Genomic DNA, 24,273 nt, shown 5'->3' on the forward strand with positions numbered 1-24,273 from the left:
CCGGCCCACCCACACAAAAGCCCGTCCGGCGTTTGAGGACTCCGTGGCGAAGCCACAGGATGCTACTCACTCATCAACCGGCACAGCCGCCGCTCTCTCGAGCAGCCCCGTCCGCGCAGCCAGCGCCGCCGCCTCCAGCCGCGACCCCACCCCCAGCTTCATCAACACCCGCTGCACATGAGTCCGCGCCGTAGAAGGCGCAATCCCCATCCCCGCCGCGATCAGCCGCGTGTCCTCGCCCTCAGCGACCCGTACGAGGACCTCGACCTCCCGCGGCGTCAGGATCTCCAGCAGCCGGGACCCCTCATCATCAGGCCCCTGCACCGGATTGAGCAGCTCCGCAAACGACGACTGCAGCAGCGCAGGCGCCACCGCCGACTCCCCCGCCCGCGCCTTCACCATCGCCCGCTCGACGCCCTCGATCCGCTCGTCGTGGCGCACGTACCCCGACGCACCCGCCGCGAAGGCCGCCGCGATTCCCCGCGGCGAAGGCACCGGCCCCAGCACCACCACCGCGATCTGCGGGCGTTCGCGCTTGATCCGTACGACCGGGTCGAAGACCCCCGGCTCCGCCGGGGCGGCCGTGCCCAGCAGGCACACCTCCGGTGCCCGGCTCACCACCAGCTCCGCCGCGCCCGCGCTCGGCGCGGCGGCCGCCAGCACGCGATGGCCGCGCAATTTCAGCGCGGACGCGAGCGCCTCGGCGAGCAAACGATGATCGTCGACCACAATGAGCCGCACCGCCATGTTCACCCCTCCCCCTGCAGCAGCCCCTCCCCTGAACCGGAAGGTACCGCCTTACCGGGCAGAAGCCTCCCGGAATGCCGAAATCCCTCGCATTCAGGACCAGTTGGGACCACCGGACGCGGTCAGCCGGTACGCGGTCAGCCGGCGCCGAAGGCCATGAACAGGAACTTGTCGTACTTGCTGCTGGTCTCGGAGACGGTGTTCTCGCCGAGGTAGAACCGCCCGTACGCATACGTCACGCCGGAGTAATCCGGCTGGAAGTTCCGCTCGTCCTCCGACGCGTCGACCGGCATCCGCAGCCAGGTCTGCTCCTTGCCCGTCTTCGTGTCGAAGGCGACCAGCTCGCCGCCAGTGTCATACCCCGGGAAGCGATAGCCGAGCAGCTTGTCGCCGACCATCCGCACCGGGGAAATGGTGCGCTTCTCGCCGGCGTCGAACTTCTTCTCCGCCTTGCCGGTGGCCTGGCTGAAGGCGACGATCTCGTTCGTCCGGCCATAGTCGGACTTGCCGTCGTGCTCCTCGCTCGGCAGGTAGACGTACTTGTCGTCGACGGCGACCGTGCGGCACGGCTCGACCTGCGTGGTCTCGCAGCCCGGGTCGTGCTTCGGGAGGCCGGAGACGGCGGCGGAGGTGCCGAGCGAGATCTTCGAGCGCATCTTGCCCTGGTCGTCCACGACGACGACGTCCTTCTCACTGGACTCGTCGCCCACGGTGATCGCGAGGACGGCCGGGTCCGACGAGAGCACCTTCACGTACTTGGTGCCGGCGGGCGCCGGGTAGGTCCACTCCGCCTTCTTCGTCTTGGCGTTCATCTTCTGGACCTTGATGGTGGGGTTGTCGTACTCCCCGCAGGAGACGACCGCGAGCAGCGCCTTACCGCCGCCGTAGCCCTTCTCCTGGCACTTGCTGCCCGCCTTGGGGCCCCAGCGCAGATCCCCGGAGTCGATGTCGAAGGCGAACGAGCCGTCGGTGCCGCCCGTGGCGACCACGCCGTCCGAGACCGTGACCTCGTCCATGGAGGCGGACGAGTCGCCGTCCTTGGCGGTGTCGGAGAAGAGCTTCTTGCCGCTGTTGACGTCGAAGGCCATCACTTCGGAGCAGCGGGCGTAGTCGTCCTCGTTCTTGGGCTTGTGGTCCTGGAAGAGGATCGCGGCCTTGCCGTCCGAGGTGATGTGCTGCGAGGCGCCGCAGACCGCGCCCTTGAGCGGGAGCTTCCAGACCTCCTTGCCGGACACCGCGTCATAGCCGACGACCTCGTACTTGCCGGACTTGGCGAAGACCTTCTTGGTGGCCCACTGGCCGTCGACGCCCAGCGTGGTGTCCTTGTCGACCTTGGGATAGTCGGCGGTGAACAGCAGCTTGCCGGTCGTGGACTTGGGCTTGGCGTCGGCGCCCGCGGGGGCGCCGCCGGGGCCCTGGGACTGGCCCGGCTTCTTGTCCTTCGACTCGTCCTTCTTGTCGTCGGGCTTCGTCAGCACATAGGTGACGCCCGCGACCGCGGCGAGGAAGACGACGACGAGGCCGATGATCAGCGCGGTTTTCCCGCCCGACATGCCGGACTTGGGAGCCTGCGGCTGCTGCATCCCGGCACCGGGGAACTGCGCCTGCGGCGTCGGATAGCTGCCGTACTGCGGCTGCTCCCCGCCGTACTGCGGCTGTCCGCCGGGCTGCTGCGGATAGCCATAGCCGGGCGTCTGCGGCTGCTGCGGATACCCGTAACCCTGCTGCCCGGGCTGCGGCTGCCCGTAAGGCGCCTGGCCCGCCTGCGGCTGCCCGTACGGACCCGGCTGCTGCGGCGGCTGACCGGGAGCGGCCGGCGGCTGGCCCGGAGCGGCCGGGGGCTGCTGCGGCGCGGCCGGGGGCTGCGCGGGCGGGGTCGGGGGCTGGGCCGGCGGCTGCTGTGGTGCACCGCCCCCGGGCTGCTGCCCAGGATCCTCAGGCGGCGGGCCGAAGCCGCCCTGCGGCGGATTGTTCGGCGGCTGAGGCGGCTGTGACATCTGTCCCCCCGAGACGGCATGCGTGCATATGAGCAGACCCTTTTCTACCACCGGACGCCGACAGCCGACGTACCGGTTGCATCACAGGGCCTCAGACGTCTTCGGCGAGCTCCAGCCAGCGCGTCTCGAGTTCCTCCCGCTGACCTGCCAATTCCCGCAGTTCGGCGTCGAGTTCGGCGACGCGCGCGAAGTCGGTGGCATGTTCCGCAATGGCGGCGTGCAGCTTGGCTTCCTTCTCGCCGATACGGTCGAGCTGCCGCTCGATCCGCTGCAGCTCCTTCTTGGCCGCCCGCAGATCGGCACCGGACTTTTCCGGCGCATCAGGCGCCGCGGCAGAAGATGCCGGCGCCGCCGCCGGCTGCACCGCCGCCTCCCGGACCCGCGCCCGCCGCTCCAGATACTCGTCGATCCCCCGCGGCAGCATCCGCAGCGTGGCGTCGCCGAGCAGCGCGAACACCCGGTCCGTGGTCCGCTCCAGGAAATACCGGTCGTGGCTGATGACCACCATCGACCCGGGCCATCCGTCCAGCAGATCCTCGAGCTGCGTCAGCGTCTCGATATCGAGGTCGTTCGTCGGCTCGTCGAGGAAGAGCACATTCGGCTCGTCCATCAGCAGCCGCAGCAATTGCAGCCGCCGCCGCTCGCCGCCGGACAGATCACCGACCGGCGTCCACTGCTTCTCCTTGGTGAACCCGAATTTCTCGCACAGCTGCCCCGCCGTCATCTCGCGCCCCTTGCCGAGATCGACGCGCTGCCGCACCTGCTCCACGGCCTGCAGCACGCGCAGCGCGGGATCGAGTTCGGCGACTTCCTGCGACAAATAGGCGAGTTTCACCGTCTTGCCGACTTTGATATGCCCCGCCGCCGGCTGCTCATCGCTGCGCGCGGCATTCGCGAGCGCCCGCAGCAGGGACGTCTTTCCCGCCCCGTTCACCCCGACCAGACCGAACCGGTCGCCGGGCCCGAGCTGCCACGTCAGCTGCTTGAGCAGCACCTTGGGCCCGGCCTGCACGGTCACGCCCTCGAGGTCGAAGACGGTCTTCCCCAGCCGCGAATTCGCGAATTTCATCAGCTCCGCGCTGTCCGGCCGCGGCGGCACATCCTCGATCAGCGCATTCGCGGCCTCGATACGGAACCGCGGCTTGCTGGTACGCGCCGGCGCCCCCCGCCGCAGCCAGGCCAGCTCCTTGCGTACGAGATTCTGCCGCTTCGCCTCCGCGGAAGCCGCGATGCGCTCCCGCTCGGCCCGCGCGAAGACATAGTCCGAGTAGCCGCCCTCGTACTCGTGCACCGCGGCCCGCTGCACATCCCACATCCGCGTACACACCTGGTCGAGGAACCACCGGTCGTGGGTGACCACCACCAGCGCGGACCGCCGCTGCCGCAGATGCGCGGCGAGCCAGGAGATCCCCTCGACATCCAGATGGTTCGTCGGCTCGTCGAGCACGATGACGTCCTGCTCGGCAATGAGCAGCTTGGCCAGCGCGATCCGCCGCCGCTCGCCACCCGACAGCGGGCCGATGACGGTATCCAGCCCCTGCGGAAAGCCCGGCATGTCGAGCCCGCCGAAAAGCCCGGTCAGAATGTCCCGCACCCGGGCATCCCCGGCCCACTCGTGATCGGCCCGGTCCCCCACCACCTCGTGCCGCACGGTGGCCGCGGGATCGAGCGCGTCGTACTGCGCAAGCACGCCGAGCCGCAGCCCGCCCACGTGCGTCACGCGCCCGCCATCCGGCTCCTCCAGGCGGCTGAGCATGCGGATGAGCGTGGTCTTGCCGTCGCCGTTACGGCCGACAACGCCGATCCGGTCGGCTTCGTTCACACCGAGGGAGACCGCGTCGAGCAGGGTCCTGGTGCCATACGTCTTGCTGACGGCTTCCAGGTTGACCAGGTTGGTGGCCATACGTTCGGGGCGCTCCTCAAAGGGTGTGATGCCGGGCGGCCTTCCAGCGTAGCCGCGCGCGCTAGCTCACCACCCGGGCGCCCGGTGCGGGCCCCGACGCCACCCGCGCCGCCCGGCACACCCCCGCCAGCGCCGCCGCCACCCGCTCCGCGGCCGCCGCGTCCTCGACGAGGAACGCCGTCGTCGGCCCCGACCCCGACACCAGCCCCGCCAGCGCCCCCGCCGCCTCGCCCGCCTTCAGCGTCTCCGCCAGGTCCGGGCGCAGGGACAGGGCGGCCGGCTGCAGGTCGTTGCTGTCCCGCAGCGCCGCCGCCAGGGCCCCGGAGTCCCCGGCCCGCAGCGCGGCCAGGACCGCCTCCGACGCCTCCGGTACGGGCACGTCCGTATCGGCGGAACCGGCCCCGGATGCCTCCCGCAGCCGGTCGCACTCCCCGTACACCGCCGGCGTCGACAGCCCCCCGTCCGCCACCGCGAACACCCAGTGAAAGTCCCCGCCCACCTCCAGCGGCGTCAGCAGCTCCCCCCGCCCGCGCCCCAGCGCCGCGCCCCCGACCAGGCTGAACGGCACATCGCTCCCCAGCTCCGCGCACAGCTCCAGCAGCAGCTCCCGCGACGCCCCCGTCCCCCACAGCGCGTCGCACGCCACCAGCGCCGCCGCCGCGTCCGCGCTCCCGCCGGCCATGCCGCCCGCGACCGGGATGTCCTTCTCGATCCGCAGGTGTACGTCCGGCGCGCGCCCGTGCCGCGCCGCCAGCAGCTCCGCGGCCCGCGCGGCGAGGTTCGTACGGTCGGCGGGCACCACGCCCGCGTCCGCTCCGGCCACCGAGACCCGCAGCTCTTCAGCGGGAGACACCGTCACCTCGTCGTAGAGCCCCACCGCCAGGAATACGTTCGCCAGCGCGTGGAATCCATCCGCCCGCCGCCCACCGACGGCCAGCTGGACGTTGACCTTCGCGGGCACACGAACGGTCACAGACGTAGACGACACGGCAGGACTCCTCCTGAGGCGGGCTGGGCAGCCGCCATTCTCCCCCGCGAGAGAGGATGGCCCTGTGAGCCCCTCCACCAACGCCCCCGGCATCCTGGTCCTGGCCGGCACCCCCATCGGCGACCCCGCCGACGCCCCGCCCCGCCTGGCCGCCGAGCTCCGCGACGCCGACATCATCGCCGCCGAGGACACCCGCCGCCTGAAGCGCCTCACCCAGACCCTGGACGTGCAGCCGCAGGGCCGCACCGTGTCGTACTTCGAGGGCAACGAGGCCGCCCGCACCCCGGAGCTGGTCGCGGCCCTGACGGACGGCGCCCGCGTGCTCCTGGTCACCGACGCCGGCATGCCCTCCGTATCCGACCCGGGCTACCGCCTCGTCGCCGCCGCCGTGGCCGAGGACATCCGGGTCACCGCCGTCCCCGGCCCCTCCGCCGTGCTCACCGCCCTCGCCCTCTCCGGCCTCCCCGTGGACCGCTTCTGCTTCGAGGGCTTCCTCCCCCGCAAGGCCGGCGAGCGTGTCACCCGACTGACGGAGGCCGCCGCCGAGCGCCGCACCCTGGTCTATTTCGAGGCCCCGCACCGCCTGACCGCCACCCTGGAGGCGATGGCCGAGGCCTTCGGCGGCGACCGCCGCGCGGCCGTCTGCCGGGAGCTCACCAAGACGTACGAGGAGGTCCGCCGCGCGCCGCTGGCGGACCTGGCCGCGTGGGCCGCCGAGGGCGTCCGCGGCGAGATCACGATCGTCGTGGAGGGCGCGCCACAGCAGTCGGGCGACGACCTCACCGCCGCCGACCTGGTCCAGCTCGTTTCCGTACGGGAGGAGGCCGGGGAGCGCCGCAAGGAGGCCATCGCGGCCGTGGCCAAGGAATCCGGGGTACCCAAACGCGAGGTCTTCGATGCGGTCGTCGCGGCAAAGAATGCGGCGAAAGACGCTACCGCCAGGTAAAGGGCTACCGTCGAAAGCAAAGCTTTGCCCCAACGCCCGAGGGCTTTCCCTATCCAGCGCCCAAAACTGGGCCAAGGCCGCGGAGCAGGTGCTGCGCGGTACCCCGATCGGGTGTCCACTGGTAGGGGAAGGAGCTGCGCATGAGTGACGTGCCCGTGACGGAAGCTTATTCGTTTGCCTGCATGAAGTGCGGTCATGGCTGGGAGCAGTCCTACGAGATATGGCACCACACCGACGCCCAAGGCCGCCCATTCGTGACCTACCACGTGGACGGCGAGCGGGTCCCGTCGCCGCTGACCCGGCCCACCTGCCTGAACTGCGGCGAACACGTGGTGCGCATCATGCGCTCCGGCCAGGTCAGGTCGGCGGCCACGGCCCTGGAAGCGAGCCGCTGGCGCCACTGACCTAGGGCCTGTGTCGAATGTCCCGTCTGCGCCCCGACGCCCGGCACGCACCCTCGGCGCTTCGCGCGACGACGGGACATTCGACACAGGCCCTAGAGTCGCGCTATGGCTCAGGACAAGACCAAAGGCGGCGCGGACCCCGCAGAAAAGGGTGCCGCGCCGCCACCCCCGCCGCCGCTCTCCGTACCGGTGGCGGACTCCCACACCCACCTCGACATGCAGCAGGGCACGGTCCCCGACGCGCTCGCCAAGGCGGCCTCCGTGGGGGTCACGACCGTGATCCAGGTCGGCTGCGACGTGAAGGGCTCCCGCTGGGCCGCGGAGACGGCGGCGGCGTACGAGCCGGTGTGGGCCGCGGTGGCCCTGCATCCGAACGAGGCGCCGCGGATCGTCCTGGGCGACCCGGACGGCTGGTCCCGGCAAGGAGCCCGCCCGGCAGGCGGCGACACCGCCCTGGAAGCCGCCCTGGAGGAGATCGACGCGCTGGCCGCGCAGGACGAGGTCCGGGCGGTCGGCGAGACCGGCCTCGACTACTTCCGTACCGGCCCCGAGGGCATGGCGGCCCAGGAACACTCCTTCCGCCGCCACATCGACATCGCCAAGCGCCGCGGCAAGGCCCTGGTCATCCACGACCGCGAGGCCCACGACGATGTGCTACGCGTCCTGGAGGACGAGGGCGCGCCGGAGCGGGTGATCTTCCACTGCTACTCGGGCGACGCGGCGATGGCCCAACACTGCGCGGACAAGGGCTACTTCATGTCCTTCGCGGGCAACGTCACCTTCAAGAACGCCCAGCCGCTCCGCGACGCACTCGCGGTGGCGCCGCTCGATCTGGTCCTGGTGGAGACCGACGCACCCTTCCTGACGCCGGTGCCGTACCGCGGACGGCCTAACGCTCCGTATCTCATTCCGGTTACATTGCGCGCGATGGCGGCGGAGCGGGGTGTTACGGAAGAAGTGCTGGCCGGAGCGGTCGCGGCGAACACCGCCCGGGCTTTTGACTATTGACCGGACGCCGTCCGCACCCGCCTGACGGATACGCAGCGTGACGATGCCGGTTGGGCCGGGGTTGCGCCGCCGCTACAGTCCGCGACCCCGGCCGGGCTCCCGTCCCGCCCGGGACGCCCTGCCCCCGTCCGACTGGAGCGCCGTGAGCCGTTCCCAAGAACGTGGCCGCCACCGCGCCACCCGCACTGCCCGCCTCTGGCCTGGCGGACGCCGCGACCCCGAAGCCGGCAGCCGCCAACGCGAGGAGGGGACGGGGTGGAGCGACGCCGCCGAAAAAACCCCCTCCACGGATAGAGCCGCCCACAGAGGTTTTTTCGGTGGTGTCGCGGAACCCCGTCCCCGGCCCACGAACACCACCCCGGCGCCCACCGCCCCGGCCGCGCCGGCAACGACACCCGCACCGGCAACGGCACCGGCACCCGCCCCCGCACCCGCCCCACCCCGCCGCAAGCTCTACCGCGTACCCGCGTCCTCGCCCCCGCCCCCCGCCCCGGCGGCCAGCGCACCGCGCAGCGTCTCCGTGATCTCCCGAGGCGGCAGCCTCACGCGCCTCCTCCCCCAAGCCCTCATCATCACGTTCCTCGCCGGCGGCACCTCCGCCTTCGTCGTCAACGACAAAGCCGTCGCCGTCACCATCGACGGCGAGCGCACCCGCACCCTCCACACCTTCGCCGACGACGTAGGCGAGCTCCTGGAGGCCGAGGACATCCGCACCGGCGCCCACGACCGCATCTCCCCGTCCCCCGCCACGCCCCTCGCGGACGGCGACACGGTCGCGGTCCACCGGGCCCGCCCCATGTTCATCAACGTCGACGGCGAGCGCCGCAAGATCTGGACCACCGCCCGCTCCGTCGACGAGGCCCTCCGCGCCCTGGGCATCGACCGCGCCCGCGCCAAGGTCGCCAGCTCCCGCGCCGGCACCCGCCGCGAGCTCTCCCTCGATGTCCGTACGGAACGCACCGTCACCGTCCTGGCCGACGGCCGCCACAACACCGTACGAACCACGGCCGGCACCATCCGCGACGCCCTCGCCGCCGCCGGCATCACCCTCGGCGAGCACGACACCGCCTCCGCGCCGCTCGACTCCTTCCCCCGCGAGGGCCAGGCCATCAAGGTCATGCGCGTCGAGCAGCGCAAGCACGTCCGCAAGGAAGCGATCGGCTACCGCACCATCAGCCGCCCCGACCCGCACCTCTACCGGGGCACCACAGCCGTCTCCCGCCCCGGCCGCGAGGGCGTCCGCGAGGTCACGTACCGCGTGCGGACCGTCAACGGCGCCCGGCAGCGCCCGGTCCGTACGAACTCCGAGGTGCTGCGCCCCCCGCAGCCGCGCGTCGTGCGCATCGGCACCAAGGCGCCGCCCGTCGGCAGCGACGGCGTCCCGGGCGCCGACGGCCTCGACTGGGACGCCCTGGCGGCCTGCGAGTCCGGCGGCCGGGCGACCGCGGTGGATGCGTCGGGGTCGTACGGCGGGCTGTATCAGTTCGATACGGGGACGTGGCGCGGCCTCGGCGGTACGGGGCGGCCGCAGGATGCGCCGGCCGCGGAGCAGACCAAGCGCGCCAAGAAGCTCTACCAGCAGCGGGGAGCGGCGCCGTGGCCCGGCTGCGGCCGTAACCTGTACCGATGAGCGAGACCGCAGGTCCACCGGATCCCGAGGGCCCCCTCCTCGGCCCAGCCGACGTCCGTGAGCTGGCCGCGGCGCTGGGGGTCCGCCCCACAAAGCAGCGCGGCCAGAACTTCGTCATCGACGCGAACACGGTGCGCCGCATCGTGCGCACCGCCGGGGTCCGCCCCGACGACGTCGTGGTGGAGATCGGGCCGGGGCTCGGTTCGCTGACCCTCGCCCTGATCGAGGCGGCGGACCGGGTGATCGCGGTGGAGATCGACGACGTGCTGGCCGCCGCCCTCCCGGCGACGGTCAGCGCGCGGCTGCCCGCCCGCGCCGACCGGTTCGCGCTGGTGCACTCGGACGCGATGCGGGTGACGGAGCTGCCGGGCCCGGCGCCGACGGCGATGGTGGCGAACCTGCCGTACAACGTCGCGGTCCCGGTGCTGCTGCACATGCTCGCGACCTTCCCGTCCATCGAGCGCACGCTGGTGATGGTGCAGGCGGAGGTCGCGGACCGGCTCGCGGCGGCGCCGGACTCGAAGGTGTACGGGGTGCCGTCCGTGAAGGCGGCCTGGTACGCGGACGTGAAGCGGGCCGGCTCCATCGGCCGGAATGTCTTCTGGCCGGCCCCGAACGTCGACTCCGGCCTCGTCTCCCTCATCCGCCGCGACCCGCCGAAGACGCACGCCACCCGCGCCGAGGTCTTCGCGGTCGTGGACGCCGCCTTCGCGCAGCGCCGTAAGACGCTGCGCTCGGCGCTGTCCCGCTGGGCGGGCTCGCCCGCGGCGGCCGAGGAGGCCCTGGTCGCGGCCGGGGTGTCGCCGCAGGCCCGCGGCGAGGCGCTGACGGTGACGGACTTCGCCCGGATCGCGGAGAACGGCCCGCGCTGAGGCGTTCCGCGGGCGGGCGCACGGTGCGCTGATGACGTACAACCCCACCCCTCAGCTCGCGATACGCAACCTAGGATGGCGAGGGTGAGCAGCGACACCGCGACAGAGCCCAAGCCGCGTCAGGCCGACGCGAGCCAGCCCTGGCGGCGCCGCCTGCGCGGATTCGGCTATGCCGCCCGCCCGCAGCCGTCGGTCACCGAGCGCCTGGTGCCACCGTTCCCCGAGCCCTCGGGGCGGGTGTGGGCGGCATTGGGGGTGGGCCCGGCCCGGGCGGCGAAGCTCGCCAAGGCGTCGGGCTGGATCGGCCCCATCCTGGTCGCGCTCTTCGCGGGGCTGATGCGCTTCTGGCATCTCGGCCAGCCGCGGGCGGTGATATTCGACGAGACGTATTACGCCAAGGACGCCTGGTCGCTGCTGAAGTTCGGCTACGAGGGCAACTGGCCCAAGAACGCCAACGACAAGATCCTCCTCGACCCGCAGCAGATCCCGCTCAGCCACGAGGCGTCGTACGTCGTCCACCCGCCGGTCGGCAAGTGGATCATCGCGAGCGGCGAGTGGCTCTTCGGACTGAATCCTTTCGGCTGGCGCTTCGCGATGGCGGTGCTGGGCACCCTGTCGATCCTGATGCTCTGCCGCATCGGCCGCCGCCTCTTCCGCTCCACGCTGCTCGGCTGCCTGGCCGGCGGGCTGATGGCGGTGGACGGGCTGCACTTCGTGATGAGCCGGGCGGCGCTGCTCGACCTGGTCGTCATGTTCTGGGTGCTGGCGGCCTTCGGCTGCCTGCTGGTCGACCGCGACAAGACGCGGGCGCGGCTGGCCGCCGCGCTGCCCCGGTCACCGGACGACGGGCGGGCGCGCCCGGACGCGACGGTGGCGCAGCGCCTGGGCCTGGGCTGGCGCCCGTGGCGGATCGCGGCCGGCGTGTGCCTGGGCCTGGCCTGCGCGACGAAGTGGAACGGCCTGTACATCCTGGCCGCCTTCGGCCTGCTGACGGTGCTGTGGGACGTAGGCGCCCGCCGTACGGCCGGCGCGGGCCGGGCCTACCGCTCGGTGCTCCGCCGCGACACGGCCCCCGCCTTCGCGTCGCTGGTCCCGGTGGCCGTGGTCGTGTACGTGGCGTCCTGGGCCGGCTGGTTCGCCTCCAGCAACGGCTACTTCCGCAACTGGGCCGACGGCCGCGCCACGTCGTACGGCTGGATCCCGGGCCCTCTGCGCAGCCTGTGGCACTACCACTCCCAGGTCTACGACTTCCACGTAGGCCTGACATCCGGCCACACCTACCAATCGAACCCCTGGAGCTGGCTGATCCTGGGCCGCCCGGTCTCGTACTACTGGGACGACCCCAAGCCAGGCACCGGCAGCTGCCCCTCCGACGCCTCCCAGAACTGCGCCCGCGAGGTCCTCGCCCTCGGCACCCCGCTCCTCTGGTGGCTGGCCTGCGCGGCGCTCGTCTACGTGGTCTGGCGCTGGGCGATGCGCCGCGACTGGCGCGCGGGCGCGATCGTGTGCGGCGTAGCAGCAGGCTGGCTCCCCTGGCTGATGTACCAGGAACGCACGATCTTCTACTTCTACGCGGTCGTCTTCGTCCCGTTCCTGTGCCTGGCGGTAGCCATGCTCCTGGCCGCCATCGCAGGCCCCCCATCGGCTACGGAACGCCGCAGAATGCTCGGCGTGGTCATCTCCGGCGTCCTGGTCCTACTGATCGTCTGGAACTTCATCTACTTCTTCCCGATCTACACGGGCCAGACGATCCCACGGGACGCGTGGCAGGCCCGGATGTGGCTAGGGAGCTGGGTCTGACCCGGTCATGTCCTTTTGCCACCCTGGTTACGGTGGAGGGTCGCAGGGTTGTTTGCCCTGCTCCGTAGAGCAGCGAGGAGATCGTGCCGTGTCCGTCCCCACCGTCCTGATCCTGCAGCACGTCGAGGTTGAGAAGCCTGGGCTGATTTTGGATGTGCTGGAGGGGAGTGGGGTTCGGGTGGAGATTCGGAATCTGGTGGCGGGGCCCGTGGGGGATCTGCCGGAGGTCGGCGGGCTTGCTGGGCTTGTGGTTATGGGTGGGACCATGAATGTTGATGATCTTGCGGGGCATCCTGGGCTGAGGGTTGAGCGGGATCTGGTGGGTGATGCGCTGCGGGCGGGGGTGCCGACGCTCGGGGTTTGTCTGGGGGCGCAGGTGATTGCTCGCGTGCAGGGGATGGATGTGCGGACGGGTGCCGAGCTCGGGTATGGGGCCGAGATCGGGTGGGAGCCGTTGCAGGACGTTGATCGCGACGACCCGGTGGTCGGGCCGCTGGCGGATGCGCCTGCTGTGCTGCATTGGCATGGGGATCGGATTGTGCCGGGGGATGGGGCCCGGGTTCTTGCGCGTACGGAGAGCACGCCTTGTCAGGCGTTCCGGGCGGGGCCCGCTGCCTGGGGGCTGCAGTTTCATCTTGAGGTCACGCCTGCTTTGCAGGATGAGTGGCTTGGTGAGGCTGAATTTGCCGAGGAGGCCGTGGAGGTGCTCGGGGTGGACGGTCCTGAGCGGCTGCGGAGTGAGGCCCTTGCCGTGGAGGCTGCGCTGCGGCCGCTGGCTGAGCGGAGTCTCGGGCATTTTCGGGGGCTTGTGGGGGAGCGGGCCGCCGGGCGCTGATGCCCGCCCGAAGCTGGGCTCGGTACAGGTCACGATCCGGTTGCCGGCGGAACCACTGGCTCCTCTTTGCCGTCCTTAGTCCTCAGCACTAGACAGCAGTCACCCAGGGCGGATTGGGTTCGGGTGCCCCGGTTGACGGGGTCCGTAACCTCACGTCCCGGTTTCCCGTTGCCCCGGCGGCGAAGCCGATGTCATCCGCGTGCCTTAGGGTGCGTGCTGCGGGGCGTCGGACAGGTGTGGGGCGAGGGAGCGTAAGCACATGCTGGAAGGCCAGAATCCGTCGGGCGGCAGGTCGCATGCGGCGGCCCGCGAGGGCATGCCCGCCAAGACGAAGGCCGTCGTGATCGGCGTCGCGTGCGCGGCCGTCATCGGCGCGGCCGGTTTTGCCGCCTACAGCCTTAACGGCTCCGACGACGGGGGCAGCGGCAGTGGCAGCACCGTCGCCGGGTCGGACGACGAGGGCAACAAGCCCAAGGTGAAGACCGGGCCGCCGAGTGCCAAAGAGGTCCGTACGACCTCCAACGCCTTCCTGACGGCCTGGGCGGACGGCGATCCGGCAAAGGCCGCCAAGCTCACCGACGCGCCCTCCGAGGCGCTCGCCGCGCTGAAGAGCTATCGCACCGACGCCCACGTCGCGAAGGTCGCCGCGCAGCCGCGCGCCGGCAGCGGCGCGAAGGTGCCGTACGCCGTCAGCGCCCAGATCGACTACAAGGGCAAGCAGTCCCCGTGGAAGTACGAGTCCGCCCTTGAGGTGACGCGGGACAAGAAGACCGGCAAGGCCGTGGTGGCCTGGCAGCCCGCCGTGCTGCACCCGAAGCTCGGCGAGGGCGAGACGCTGAAGACCGGTGAGGCCGAGAAGGCGCCGATCAAGGCCGTCGACCGGGGTGGCAAGGCGCTCGACCCGAAGGCCTTCCCCTCGCTGGGGGCGGTCATGGACAGCCTGCGGGACCGGTACGGGGACAAGGCCGGCGGCACCGCGGGGATCGAGACCTGGGTGGAGCCGTCGGAGGCGGAGAAGAAGGACGACGCGAAGGCCGTCGCTCCCGAGACGCTGCTCGTCCTCTCCAAGGGCACGCCCGGCACGCTCAAGACCACCATCGACTCCGCCGTACAGAAGACCGCGGAGGCGGCCGTCGCCAAGACCGCCAAGGCTTCGATGGTCGTCGTCAAGCCGAGCACCGGCGAGATCCTCGGCGTCGCCAACAAGCCGGGCGAGGGCTTCAACAGCGCCCTCCAGGGCTCGATGGCCCCGGGCTCCACGATGAAGGTCGTCACCGCCTCGATGCTGATCGAGAAGGACCTGGCGCACAGCACGGAGACGCATCCGTGCCCGAAGTACAAGGCGTACGGCGGCTGGAAGTTCCAGAACGTCGAGGAGTTCGAGCTCCCGAAGGACGCCACCTTCGCGCAGTCCTTCGCCAACTCCTGCAATACGGCCTTTATCTCCATGGCCGAGAAGCTGAAGAACGACGACCTGACGAAGCAGGCCCGCGACGTCTTCGGCATCGGGCTGAACTGGCAGACCGGCGTCTCCAGCTTTGACGGCCGGGTGCCGGTGCAGTCCGACGCGCAGATGGCCGCGTCGCTCATCGGCCAGGGCGGCGTGCGGATGAACCCGCTGACGATGGCCTCCGTCTCCGCCACGGTCAAGGACGGCACCTTCAAGCAGCCGTATCTGATCGCCCCGTCGCTCGACAAGCGGACGCTGGCGAAGGCGCCGCGGCAGATGTCGGGCGCGACGCTCAATGAGATGCGCGGGCTGATGAAGCAGGTCGCGCAGTGGGGCACGGGCGCGAAGGCGATGTCCGGGCTGGGCGGGACGGTCGGCGCGAAGACCGGCTCCGCGGAGGTCGACGGGCAGAAGAAGCCGAACGCCTGGTTCACCGCGTACCGGAATGACGTCGCGGCGGCCGCGGTGGTGCCGGCGAGCGGGCATGGCGGCGACTTTGCGGGGCCGCTGGTGCGGCAGGTGCTGGCCGCGCACGGGTGACCTTGCGGTCGGCCGCGGGGTGCGCCCGGCTTTGCGGGACGCCCTCCCCCGGAAGGGCCTTTAACCCGGTCGCATGGTCGCTACAGCTACCGGTAGCGTCGGCTTCATGACCAGTCCATCCGCCGCTCACCCGCTCTTCGCCGCAGCGCTCGCCGAGCTCGGTCTCGAGGTCGAGGTGCGCCGCTTTCCGGCGGCCACCCGGACCGCCGCGCAGGCCGCCGAGGCCATCGGGTGCGAGCTCAGTCAGATCGTAAAGTCGCTGATCTTCGCGGCCGACGGGGTGCCGGTGCTCGTCCTCATGGACGGCTCCTCGCGCGTCGACACCGAGCGGGTACGGGCCGAGCTCGGCGCCGCGCGCGTCGGGCGGGCCGATGCCGGGGTCGTACGGGAGACCACCGGCTATGCGATCGGCGGGGTGCCGCCCTTCGGGCACAAGACCCGTACCCGGGTGCTCGCCGACCGCGGGCTGCTCGACCACGACGTGGTGTGGGCGGCGGCCGGCGACCCGCACACCGTCTTCCCCATGGAGCCGAAGACGCTGATCGCGCACGCGGGCGGCAGCGTCGTGGACGTCCGCGAGGCGCCCTCTTCGTGACCCCGCTCGTCATAGCCGCGGTGCTGTTCGCGGCGGTCACCCACGCGTCCTGGAACGCGATCGCGCACGGCATCAAGGACCAGCTGCTCGCCTTCACGCTGATCTGCACCGGGGGCGGGGTGTGCGGGCTCGCGCTGTTGGCGGTCGCGCCGCTGCCGGACGCGGCGGCGCTGCCGTATCTGATCGCGTCCGCGATCATCCACATCGGGTATATGACGCTGCTGATGGCGTCGTTCCGGCTGGGGGACTTCGGCCAGTCGTATCCCATCGCGCGGGGGTCGGCGCCGCTGCTGGTGACGGTCTTCGCGGCCGTCTTCGTCGGGGAGCGGCTGGACGGCTGGCAGATCGCCGGCGTGGCGGTCGCCTCCGCGGGGCTTATGGGCGTGGCGGTGTGGGGTTTTTGGGGTACGGGGCGGCGGCCGCACTGGCCGGCGATCCTCGCTGCGCTGGGGACGGGGGCGACCATCGCCGCGTACACGGTGGTGGACGGGGTGGGGGTGCGCGCCTCGGACTCGGCGGCCGGTTATACGGGCGCGCTGCTGGCGATGCAGGGCGTCGTGATCCCGGCGTACGCGCTGGCCACGCGGCGGCGGGAGTTGCTGGTGGAGCTGCGGCCTGTTGCTTGGCGGGGACTGCTGGGTGGGGTGCTGTCGGTGTCGGCGTACGGGCTGGTGCTCTGGGCGCAGACGCAGGCGGAACTTGCGCCGATCGCGGCGCTGCGGGAGTCGAGCATCATCGTGGGGGCGGCGATTGGGGCGGTGTTCTTCAAGGAGGGGTTTGGGGCGCCGCGGATCGCTGCCGCGGGGCTGATGGTGGTGGGGATCGGGCTGATGCTGCACGCGGGATAGCGCCGACGGGCGGTCTCAGCCGCGGTCCTTGCGGGTCCAGCCGAGATTGCTGATCGTCAGGCCGCCGTCGACCGGGAGCGTGATCCCGGTGATCCAGGCGGCGTCGGCGGAGGCCAGGAAGGCAGCCGCGGCGGCGATGTCCTCGGGCTCGCCGACCCGGCCCAGCGGGTAGACGTCCCGGCCCATCTCGGCCAGGGTCTGCTCCCTGCCGTCCCAGTTGCGGGTACGGACCGTGCCGGGGGCGAGCAGGTTCACGCGTACGCCATCCTCCGCCGCCTCGACGGCGAGGGTGCGGGTGAGGCTGACGAGGGCCGCCTTCGCGGCGCTGTAGGCGTGGCTGCCCAGGCCCAAGAGGCCGTTGACGGAGCCGATGTTGACGATCGCCCCGCGGTCGCCCTGGGCGGCGGCGAGGTGCGGGAGCGCGGCGCGGGAGGCGCGGTAGGCGCCGTGCAGGGTGATGTCGAAGGAGTCGAGCCACTGGTCCTCCGGCAGGTCCTGGAGGCGGGCGAGTCCGTGGCTGCGGAAGGCGTTGTTGACCAGGATGTCGAGGCCGCCGTACAGGGCTACCGCGTGGTCCACGGCAGCCCGCACGGAGTCGGCGTCGCCGACATCGCAGCGCACACCCTCGGCGCCGCGGCCGATGGCGTCAGCCGTCCGCTTGGCGCCGTCACCGTCGATATCGGCGATGAGCACCCGCGCCCCCTCCGCCGCGAGCCGGCGCGCTATCGCCGCGCCGATGCCCTGGGCTCCCCCGGTCACGATGGCGGCGTAACCGCCGAAGCGCTGCTGCATGAGGGGAGGTTATGCGCGGGATGCACGGATCGGTAGGGCGCCTCGGACCGTCAGCGCAGCGTCACCGTGTCGCCCACCCGGACCACTCCCGCCCGGACCACGTCCGCCACCACGCCGAAGCACATCTCGCGCTCCGCCGTCAGCGTCTTCAGGACGCGGCGGTCCTCCGGGACGCCGTCAGCCTGGGACATCGTCGTCATGACGCAGCGCGGCAGCCGCGCCTGGACCCGCAGCACCACCTCGTCGCCGAGGGCGAGTTCGCGGCCGGGCCACTGCTCCTCCACCCAGGGCTCGTCCGTGTCCAGGACGATGTTCTTGCGGAAGCGGCGCATGTCCGCGGCACCGGGGTCCAGCGTCTCGCCGAAGGCGCGCAGCGAGGCCGTCGTGGCCAGCGACACCGGGCCGTCGTCGAAGTGCCCGACCTCGGTCTCGCGGGCCAGCCGCACCTCCGCGCCGAGCAGCTCCGCCAGGTGCGCGTCGTCGCGCAGCTCGCCGCCGTCGGGCAGCGTCACCCGCGGGCGGGCGGCCACCCCGGACGCGTACGCCGCGCGGTAGTGCAGCAGCCCGTCCGTGCGGCGGAATCGCTTGCTGTTCTTGCCGCTGCCGAGCTTCCCGTCGTCGTACGTGACCGCCCACAGCCGGTCGCCCTCCGCGCCGCGCGCGTCGAACGGCAGCTCCTGGAGGCTCTCGCCCAGCATGGACTTGACCGGGTAGCGGTTCAGCTCGGCGATCTGCATGGCCCCGATCTTAGATCCTCGACGGGTCGAAGCCGAACGGAAGTTCAAGACGGTGCCGCGCCATCAGCTCCTCGTCCGACAGCAGCTCCTTCGTCGCCCCGTCCGCCGCGATGACACCCTCGCTGAGCACCACCGCGCGCGGGCAGAGCTCCGCGGCGTACGGGAGGTCGTGCGTGACCATCAGCACCGTCACATCCAACTCCCGCAGGATGTCCGCCAGTTCGCGGCGGGACGCCGGGTCCAGGTTCGAGGACGGCTCGTCCAGGACCAGGATCTCCGGCTCCATCGCGAGCACCGTCGCCACCGCGACCCGGCGGCGCTGGCCGAAGGAGAGGTGGTGCGGGGGGCGGTCCGCGTACGACGCCATGCCCACCTGCTCCAAAGCCACGAGCACCCGCCGCTCCAGCTCCTCGCCGCGCAGCCCGGCCGCCGCCGGGCCGAAGGCGACGTCCTCGCGGACCGTCGGCATGAAGAGCTGGTCGTCGGGGTCCTGGAAGACGATGCCCACCCGGCGGCGGATCTCCGGGAAGTTCCGCTTCTCCACCGGCAGCCCCGCCACCTTCACCGAACCGGCGCCCGCGTCCAGGATGCCGTTCAGGTGCAGGACCAGCGTCGTCTTGCCCGCGCCGTTCGGGCCCAGCAGCGCCACCCGCTCGCCGCGGTCGACCGTCAGATTCACGCCGAAGAGCGCCTGGTGGCCGTCGGGGTAGGCGTAGGCGAGGCCGGAGATCTCCAGCGAGGGCTCAGTCACAGGGTCCATCCCAGCAGGCAGACGGCGAGCGCCGTCGCGGGCAGTGCGGCGGCGTACGACCACTGTGCGCGGGTCGCCGTCGCCTCGTCGATCACGGGCATCGCGCCCGCGTAGCCGCGGCTGACCATCGCCAGATGGACGCGTTCGCCGCGCTCGTAGGAGCGGATGAAGAGCGCGCCCGCCGACTTCGCCAGCACGCCCCACTGCCGTGGGCCGCGCGCCGTGAAGCCGCGCGATTCCCGCGCGATGCGCATCCGGCGCATCTCGTCCGCGATGACATCCCCGTAGCGGATCATGAAGGACGCGATCTGGACCAGCAGCGGCGGCATCTTCAGGCGCTGCAGGCCGAGCAGCAGCTTGCGCAGCTCCGTCGTCGCCGCCAGCAGGACCGAGGCGGCGACGCCGAGGGTGCCCTTGGCGAGGATGTTCCAGGCGCTCCACAGTCCTGATTCGGAGAGGGAGAGGCCGAGGACGGTGATCCGCTCGCCTTCGGCCACGAAGGGCATCAGCACCGCGAAGGCCACGAACGGGACCTCGATCAGCAGCCGCTTCAGCAGGAAGCCCGGCGAGACCCGCGCCAGCGCCGCCACCCCCGCCAGCAGCAGCGCGTAAAGCCCGAAGGCCCACATCGCCTCGCGCGGCGTGGCCACCACCGCGAGCACGAAGCAGAACACCGCGGCGAGCTTGCAGTGCGGCGGCAGCGCGTGCACGGGTGAGCGCCCGTGCCGGTAGAGCTTGTGGCTGTGGCCTGCGCCCATGGGTGGTCAGTCCTGCCCTGCGGGCAGCGGCTCCTGCGGTACGGAGGCGGCGGCGGCCGCGCCCTTGCGGCGGCGCACGACGACGAAGACGCCGGAGCCGACCGCGAGCGTCGCCGCGACGCCGATCACGCCCGCGAGGCCGCCGGACAGGCGCTCGTTGTCGACGTCCTTCGTCGAGTAGTCGGCGAGCGGGGAGTCCTTCGTCGCGTGGTCCTTCTCGTTCTTGTCCATGCCCTTGTCGGTGGCGACCTTCTCCAGGCCGTCGGGGTTGGCGGAGGCGTAGAAGCTCACGCCGCCCGCGAGGACGAGGGAGACCAGGACGCCCGCGAGGAGGAGGCGGCGGGGCTTGCCCGAAGCCGAAGCCGAGGCCGGTGCCGAGGCCGGTGCGGAGGCCGGCATCACCTCGGTGACGCCGTCCGCGGTACGGATCTCCAGCGGCTTGACCAGCCCCTTCGCCCCGTGCACCAGGTCGGGCCTGACCGCCGCCACCGCGGCCACCGTCGCCGCGGTGATCGCCGCCTCGCCGATGCCGATGAGCACGTGCACGCCGCCCATCGCCACCAGCACCTTGCCGATCGCGACATCCGCGGTGCCGCCCAGTGCGTACATCCCGGTGAAGGCCACCGCGGCCGCCGGGACCGAGATCAGCGCGGCGACGAAGGACGCCACGGTCAGGGACGTGCGGCCGTTGGGCAGCACCCGCAGCAGAAGGCGGAAGAGCACGTACGCCACGATGACGGTGACCACCGCCATGTTCGTGATGTTGACCCCGAGCGCCGTGAGCCCGCCGTCCGCGAACAGCACCGCCTGCATGATCAGCACCACCGACACGCACAGCACGCCCGTATACGGCCCGACGAGGATCGCCGCGAGCGCGCCGCCCAGCAGATGTCCGCTGGTCCCGGCAGCCACCGGGAAATTCAGCATCTGGACGGCGAAGATGAAGGCCGCCACCAGGCCCGCGAGCGGCGCCGTGCGCTCGTCCAGCTCCCGCCGCGCGCCGCGGAGGCTGACCGCGACGGCGGCCGCGGCGACCACCCCGGTGGCCGCGGAGACCGGGGCGTCTATGAATCCGTCGGGTACGTGCATGGCAGGGGGTCCTCCCGTAAGTCCAGAACCCACCCAGAGTAGCCACCTATTGCAAAGAGAATGCAATAGCGCCAGCACCGCGACTGCACTTTCCAGTGGATAAAGGATCCCTCCAGTTGCTGGCGCATCCACCGCCCCGAAAACTGGGATGTGTGACCGATTTTGCTACGGACCTCGCGTACCTCCGCTTTCCGCACTTGCACCAGGACCGCATCTGCTTTGCGGCCGAGGACGACCTGTGGGTGGCCCCCCTCGCCCCCGCAGGCGTCGAGCCGGAGCGGGCCTGGCGGCTCACGGTCGACCGGACCCGGGTCGATCATCCGCGGTTCTCCCCGGACGGCTCGCAGATCGCGTTCACCACGTGGCGGACGCTGGACTGCGAGATCCACCTGGTGGACGTCGAGGGCGGCGAGGCGCGGCAGCTCACGTACTGGGGCAGCCAGGACGCCAAGGTGCGCGGCTGGACCCCGCCGGACGAGCACGGCGCCTGCAAGATCCTCGCGACCTCCTCGCACGACCGGCCGCTCGCCAACTATCCGTGGGCGCACGCGGTGCCCACCAATGGCTGCACGGGCGGCCGGCTGCCGTGGGGCCCGGTCAACGACATCGCCGTCGCCGACATCGACGGCGAGCGCAGAACCCTGCTGCTCACCGGCAAGGCGCCGCACGAGCCCGCCGCCTGGAAGCGCTACCGCGGCGGCGCCACGGGGCGGCTCTACCTGCACGGGCAGCGGCTGCTGAAGGACCTGGGCGGGCACCTGGACAGCGTGATGTTCGTGAACGGGCGGATCGCTTTCCTGTCCGATCACGAGGGCGTCGGGAATCTCTACTCCTGCCTGCCGGACGGCTCCGGCCTGCGCCGGCACAGCGATCACGCCGACTTCTACGCCCGGCACGCCGCCACCGACGGCCACCGGGTCATCTACCAGTGCGCCGGCGACCTGTGGCTGGCCGAGGACTTCTCCGCGAGCGGCAAACCGCGCAAGCTGGAGGTCCGGCTCGGCGGCCCCCGCGCCGGGCGGCGGCCGTACCAGGTCGCGGCCGCCAGCAATGTCAACGCGCTCGCCTGCGACACGACGGGGCGCGCCTCCGCGGTCGTGGTCCGCGGCGCCCTGTACTGGCTCACCCACCGCGACGGCCCGGCCCGCCGCATCTCGGACACCCCGGGCGTACGGATCCGGCTCCCCGAGATGCTCGGCTCCACCGGACAGGTCGCGTACATCACCGACGCCGGCGGCGAGGACGCCATCGAGATCGCCGACCTGCCGCGTACGGGCCAGGTCAGGGAGCCGCTGCGGCTCGCGGCCGGGCAGCTCGGGCGCGTACACGCGCTGGAGGTGTCGCCGGACGGGAAGAAGATCGCGATCGCCTCGAATGACGGGCGGCTGCTGATCGTGTACGTACCCGACCGGGACCAGCCGCAGATGTCGGCGGAGATGGCCGCCGAGTTCGCGGAGGTGGTCGAGGAGGCGGCCGAGCTGGAGGAGGATCCGGCGGCGACGCAGGAGGGCCTGGTCGAGCTGGTCAGGTCGGTGAATGGGCCGGTGCGCGACATCGCCTTCTCGCCCGACTCGGAGTGGATCACCTGGGCGCATCCCGGCATCGGCCGCTCGCTGCGGCAGATCAAGATCGCGAAGCTGGCGACCCGGCACATCGTGGATGTCACCCACGGCCGCTTCGAGGACGAGCAGCCGTGCTTCACGCGGGACGGCCGCTATCTGGCGTTCCTGTCGTGGCGTGGCTTCGACCCGGTGTACGACGTGCACACCGGGGACCTGTCCTTCCCGCTGGGCTGCCGCCCGTATCTGGTGCCGCTGTCGTCGGCGACGCTGTCGCCGTTCGCGCTGACGCCGGAGGGGCGGCCGGCGGCGGGCGGGCTCGAGTCGTTCGGGTCGGCCGACGGCGAGGGGATCGTGCATGTGGAGGAGGAGGGGATCGAGAGCCGGGTGACGCCGTTCCCGGTGGCGGCCTCGAAGTACTCCTCGCTGAAGCCGGTGGAGGGCGGCGGCCTGGTCTGGCTGCGCTGGCCGATCTCCGGCGCCCTCGGCGAGACCTTCGCCAACCCCAACGACACCTCGGGCAGCCCGACGCTGGAGCACTTCGACCTGGTCAAGGCCAAGCACATCCAGCTGACCTCGCTGGTGACGTCGTTCGCGGTCAGCGGCGACGGCAGCCGCCTCGTCGTCAACGACGGCGGCAGCCTGCGCGTCGTCCCGGCCAACAAGGGCGCGGAGCCGGACACCACCACGTACATCGATCTGCGGCGGATCATGCATACCGCGGATCCGGTGGCGGAGTGGGAGCAGGCGTACGACGAGGCCGGGCGGATCATCCGGGCGTACTTCTGGGAGCCCGGGATGTGCGGCATCGACTGGGACGCGGTCCTCAACCAGTACCGGCCGCTGCTCGACCGGGTCGCCGCCCCCGACGACTTCGCCGACCTGCTTCGGGAGGTGCTCGGCGAGCTGGGCACCTCCCATGCGTACGTCACCGCGGCCCGCCGCAACGAGGGCCCGCCGCACTACCAGCGCCCGATGGGCCACCTCGGCGTGAACTTCGCCCGCACCGGCGACGGCGGCTGGGTGGTCGGCCGCATCCTGCCCGGCGAGTCCTCGGACTCCCGCGCCCGCTCCCCGCTTGCCGGTACGGGCATCCCGGACGGCGCGGTCCTGACGCACGTCGACGGGATCGAGGTGGACCCGAAGGCGGGCCCGGCCCCGCTGCTCGCGGCCGCGGGCGGCACCAGCGTGGAGCTCACCTTCCAGCTGGCCCCCGACCGGCCGCTGCGCCGCGTCGCGGTGATCCCGCTGGTCGACGACCGGCCGCTGCGCTACCAGGACTGGGTCGCGCTGCGCCGCCAGGTGGTGCGGCAGCTCAGCGACGGGCGCTGCGGCTATCTGCACATCCCGGACATGGTCGGCTCGGGGTGGGCCCAGTTCAACCGCGACCTGCGGATGGAGACCAACCGCGAGGCGCTCATCATCGACGTCCGCGGCAATGCGGGCGGCCACATCAGCGAGCTGGTGCTGGAGAAGCTGACCCGGTCGCTGATGGGCTGGGACCTGACGCGGAACGCGCAGCCCATTCCGTACACGAATGTGGCTCCGCGGGGGCCGCTGGTGGCGATCGCGGATGAGGGGACGTCGTCGGACGGGGACATGATCACTGCGGCGTTCAAGATTCTTGATCTCGGGCCGGTGGTGGGGCTGCGGACGTGGGGCGGGGTCGTCGGGATGACCGGGCGGCACCGGCTGGGCGACGGGACTGTGATCACGGTGCCGATGAATGCGGCTTGGTTCGACGAGTACGGGTGGGGCGTCGAGAACGAGGGTGTCGAGCCGGATATCGACGCCGAGCGGACGCCGCTGGACTGGGCGGAGGGGCGGCCGTCGGAGCTGGATATCGCGGTGCAGACGGCGCTCGATCTGCTGGCGCAGCAGCCGGCTGCGGTGCCGCCGGATTACAGCGAGGTGCCGGATCGGCGGCGGCCGCCGCTGCCCTCGCGGGGCGCGGGCGGCTCGGATGATGCCTCCGATACGGGTCCGGGGCTGGCGGAAGCCGCCTGATCAGGGGTCTCAGACTT

Annotated in this window: 20 protein-coding genes; 11 read left to right on the forward strand and 9 right to left on the reverse strand. The window is 71.7% G+C overall.

Features of this window, described 5'->3' with window-relative positions:
• Positions 1-66 precede the first annotated feature (66 nt).
• The 4 genes from ACNNMR_RS17930 to ACNNMR_RS17945 form a co-directional block, all read right to left on the reverse strand.
• The gene (locus ACNNMR_RS17930) at positions 67-747 is read right to left on the reverse strand and encodes a response regulator transcription factor (RefSeq protein WP_419995627.1); all 681 of its coding nucleotides are present in this window, start codon (positions 745-747) and stop codon (positions 67-69) included.
• A 137-nt stretch (positions 748-884) separates the two neighbouring features.
• On the reverse strand, positions 885-2,744 hold the full coding sequence (locus ACNNMR_RS17935) for a PQQ-binding-like beta-propeller repeat protein (protein ID WP_419995628.1): 1,860 nt from the start codon (positions 2,742-2,744) through the stop codon (positions 885-887).
• Between the two features lie 91 nt (positions 2,745-2,835).
• A complete protein-coding gene (locus ACNNMR_RS17940) occupies positions 2,836-4,647 on the reverse strand; it encodes an ABC-F family ATP-binding cassette domain-containing protein (protein WP_419995629.1) in 1,812 nt (603 codons plus the stop codon).
• A 61-nt stretch (positions 4,648-4,708) separates the two neighbouring features.
• The gene (locus ACNNMR_RS17945) at positions 4,709-5,713 is read right to left on the reverse strand and encodes a 4-(cytidine 5'-diphospho)-2-C-methyl-D-erythritol kinase (RefSeq protein ID WP_419995630.1); all 1,005 of its coding nucleotides are present in this window, start codon (positions 5,711-5,713) and stop codon (positions 4,709-4,711) included.
• Between ACNNMR_RS17945 and rsmI the strand changes: the two genes are divergently transcribed.
• The 10 genes from rsmI to ACNNMR_RS17995 all read left to right on the forward strand — a co-directional run bounded on the left by rsmI (position 5,700) and on the right by ACNNMR_RS17995 (position 16,563).
• The gene (gene rsmI, locus ACNNMR_RS17950; RefSeq protein ID WP_419995631.1) at positions 5,700-6,581 is read left to right on the forward strand and encodes a 16S rRNA (cytidine(1402)-2'-O)-methyltransferase; all 882 of its coding nucleotides are present in this window, start codon (positions 5,700-5,702) and stop codon (positions 6,579-6,581) included. The two genes, ACNNMR_RS17945 and rsmI, sit on opposite strands and share 14 nt — an antisense overlap.
• A 140-nt stretch (positions 6,582-6,721) precedes the next feature.
• A complete protein-coding gene (locus tag ACNNMR_RS17955) occupies positions 6,722-6,985 on the forward strand; it encodes a hypothetical protein (RefSeq protein WP_419995632.1) in 264 nt (87 codons plus the stop codon).
• Positions 6,986-7,090: 105 nt separating this feature from the next.
• Positions 7,091-7,993, forward strand: coding sequence for a TatD family hydrolase (locus ACNNMR_RS17960; RefSeq protein ID WP_419995633.1), 903 nt, complete (start codon positions 7,091-7,093; stop codon positions 7,991-7,993).
• A 520-nt stretch (positions 7,994-8,513) separates the two neighbouring features.
• The gene (locus tag ACNNMR_RS17965; RefSeq protein ID WP_419995634.1) at positions 8,514-9,623 is read left to right on the forward strand and encodes a ubiquitin-like domain-containing protein; all 1,110 of its coding nucleotides are present in this window, start codon (positions 8,514-8,516) and stop codon (positions 9,621-9,623) included.
• Positions 9,620-10,495, forward strand: a complete 876-nt coding sequence (gene rsmA / locus ACNNMR_RS17970; protein WP_419995635.1) for a 16S rRNA (adenine(1518)-N(6)/adenine(1519)-N(6))-dimethyltransferase RsmA — start codon at positions 9,620-9,622, stop codon at positions 10,493-10,495. The genes ACNNMR_RS17965 and rsmA overlap by 4 nt, the downstream gene beginning before the upstream one ends.
• 75 nt (positions 10,496-10,570) lie before the next feature.
• Positions 10,571-12,295 carry a dolichyl-phosphate-mannose--protein mannosyltransferase gene (locus ACNNMR_RS17975; protein ID WP_419995636.1) on the forward strand — a complete coding sequence of 575 codons (1,725 nt, stop codon included), beginning with the start codon at positions 10,571-10,573 and terminating at the stop codon, positions 12,293-12,295.
• Positions 12,296-12,383: 88 nt separating this feature from the next.
• Complete coding sequence (locus tag ACNNMR_RS17980; protein WP_419995637.1) at positions 12,384-13,130, forward strand: type 1 glutamine amidotransferase; 747 nt, start codon at positions 12,384-12,386, stop codon at positions 13,128-13,130.
• Between the two features lie 316 nt (positions 13,131-13,446).
• Positions 13,447-15,120, forward strand: a complete 1,674-nt coding sequence (locus ACNNMR_RS17985) for a penicillin-binding transpeptidase domain-containing protein (RefSeq protein ID WP_420000398.1) — start codon at positions 13,447-13,449, stop codon at positions 15,118-15,120.
• 106 nt (positions 15,121-15,226) lie between these two features.
• Positions 15,227-15,715, forward strand: a complete 489-nt coding sequence (locus ACNNMR_RS17990; RefSeq protein ID WP_419995638.1) for a YbaK/EbsC family protein — start codon at positions 15,227-15,229, stop codon at positions 15,713-15,715.
• On the forward strand, positions 15,712-16,563 hold the full coding sequence (locus ACNNMR_RS17995; RefSeq protein WP_419995639.1) for an EamA family transporter: 852 nt from the start codon (positions 15,712-15,714) through the stop codon (positions 16,561-16,563). Before ACNNMR_RS17990 ends, ACNNMR_RS17995 begins: the two co-directional genes overlap by 4 nt.
• 15 nt (positions 16,564-16,578) lie before the next feature.
• On the opposite strand, the gene ACNNMR_RS18000 is transcribed toward ACNNMR_RS17995, so the two are convergent.
• From ACNNMR_RS18000 to ACNNMR_RS18020, 5 genes are read right to left on the reverse strand one after another with little or no spacing between them, the layout of a single operon-like run.
• Entirely contained in the window at positions 16,579-17,355 is a 777-nt protein-coding gene (locus tag ACNNMR_RS18000) for an SDR family NAD(P)-dependent oxidoreductase (protein ID WP_419995640.1), read from the reverse strand.
• Positions 17,356-17,405: 50 nt separating this feature from the next.
• Positions 17,406-18,092, reverse strand: a complete 687-nt coding sequence (locus ACNNMR_RS18005; protein ID WP_419995641.1) for an MOSC domain-containing protein — start codon at positions 18,090-18,092, stop codon at positions 17,406-17,408.
• Positions 18,093-18,102: 10 nt separating this feature from the next.
• Positions 18,103-18,852 (reverse strand): energy-coupling factor ABC transporter ATP-binding protein, encoded by a 750-nt coding sequence (locus tag ACNNMR_RS18010; RefSeq protein WP_419995642.1) that lies wholly within the window; start codon positions 18,850-18,852, stop codon positions 18,103-18,105.
• Complete coding sequence (cbiQ, locus tag ACNNMR_RS18015; RefSeq protein WP_419995643.1) at positions 18,840-19,601, reverse strand: cobalt ECF transporter T component CbiQ; 762 nt, start codon at positions 19,599-19,601, stop codon at positions 18,840-18,842. The genes ACNNMR_RS18010 and cbiQ overlap by 13 nt, the downstream gene beginning before the upstream one ends.
• 6 nt (positions 19,602-19,607) lie before the next feature.
• The gene (locus ACNNMR_RS18020) at positions 19,608-20,690 is read right to left on the reverse strand and encodes an energy-coupling factor ABC transporter permease (protein WP_419995644.1); all 1,083 of its coding nucleotides are present in this window, start codon (positions 20,688-20,690) and stop codon (positions 19,608-19,610) included.
• 152 nt (positions 20,691-20,842) lie between these two features.
• Between ACNNMR_RS18020 and ACNNMR_RS18025 the strand changes: the two genes are divergently transcribed.
• Positions 20,843-24,256, forward strand: coding sequence for a S41 family peptidase (locus tag ACNNMR_RS18025; RefSeq protein WP_419995645.1), 3,414 nt, complete (start codon positions 20,843-20,845; stop codon positions 24,254-24,256).
• Positions 24,257-24,273 lie beyond the last annotated feature (17 nt).

Source organism: Streptomyces boninensis, assembly GCF_048572725.1.
Lineage (GTDB): Bacteria > Actinomycetota > Actinomycetes > Streptomycetales > Streptomycetaceae > Streptomyces > Streptomyces boninensis.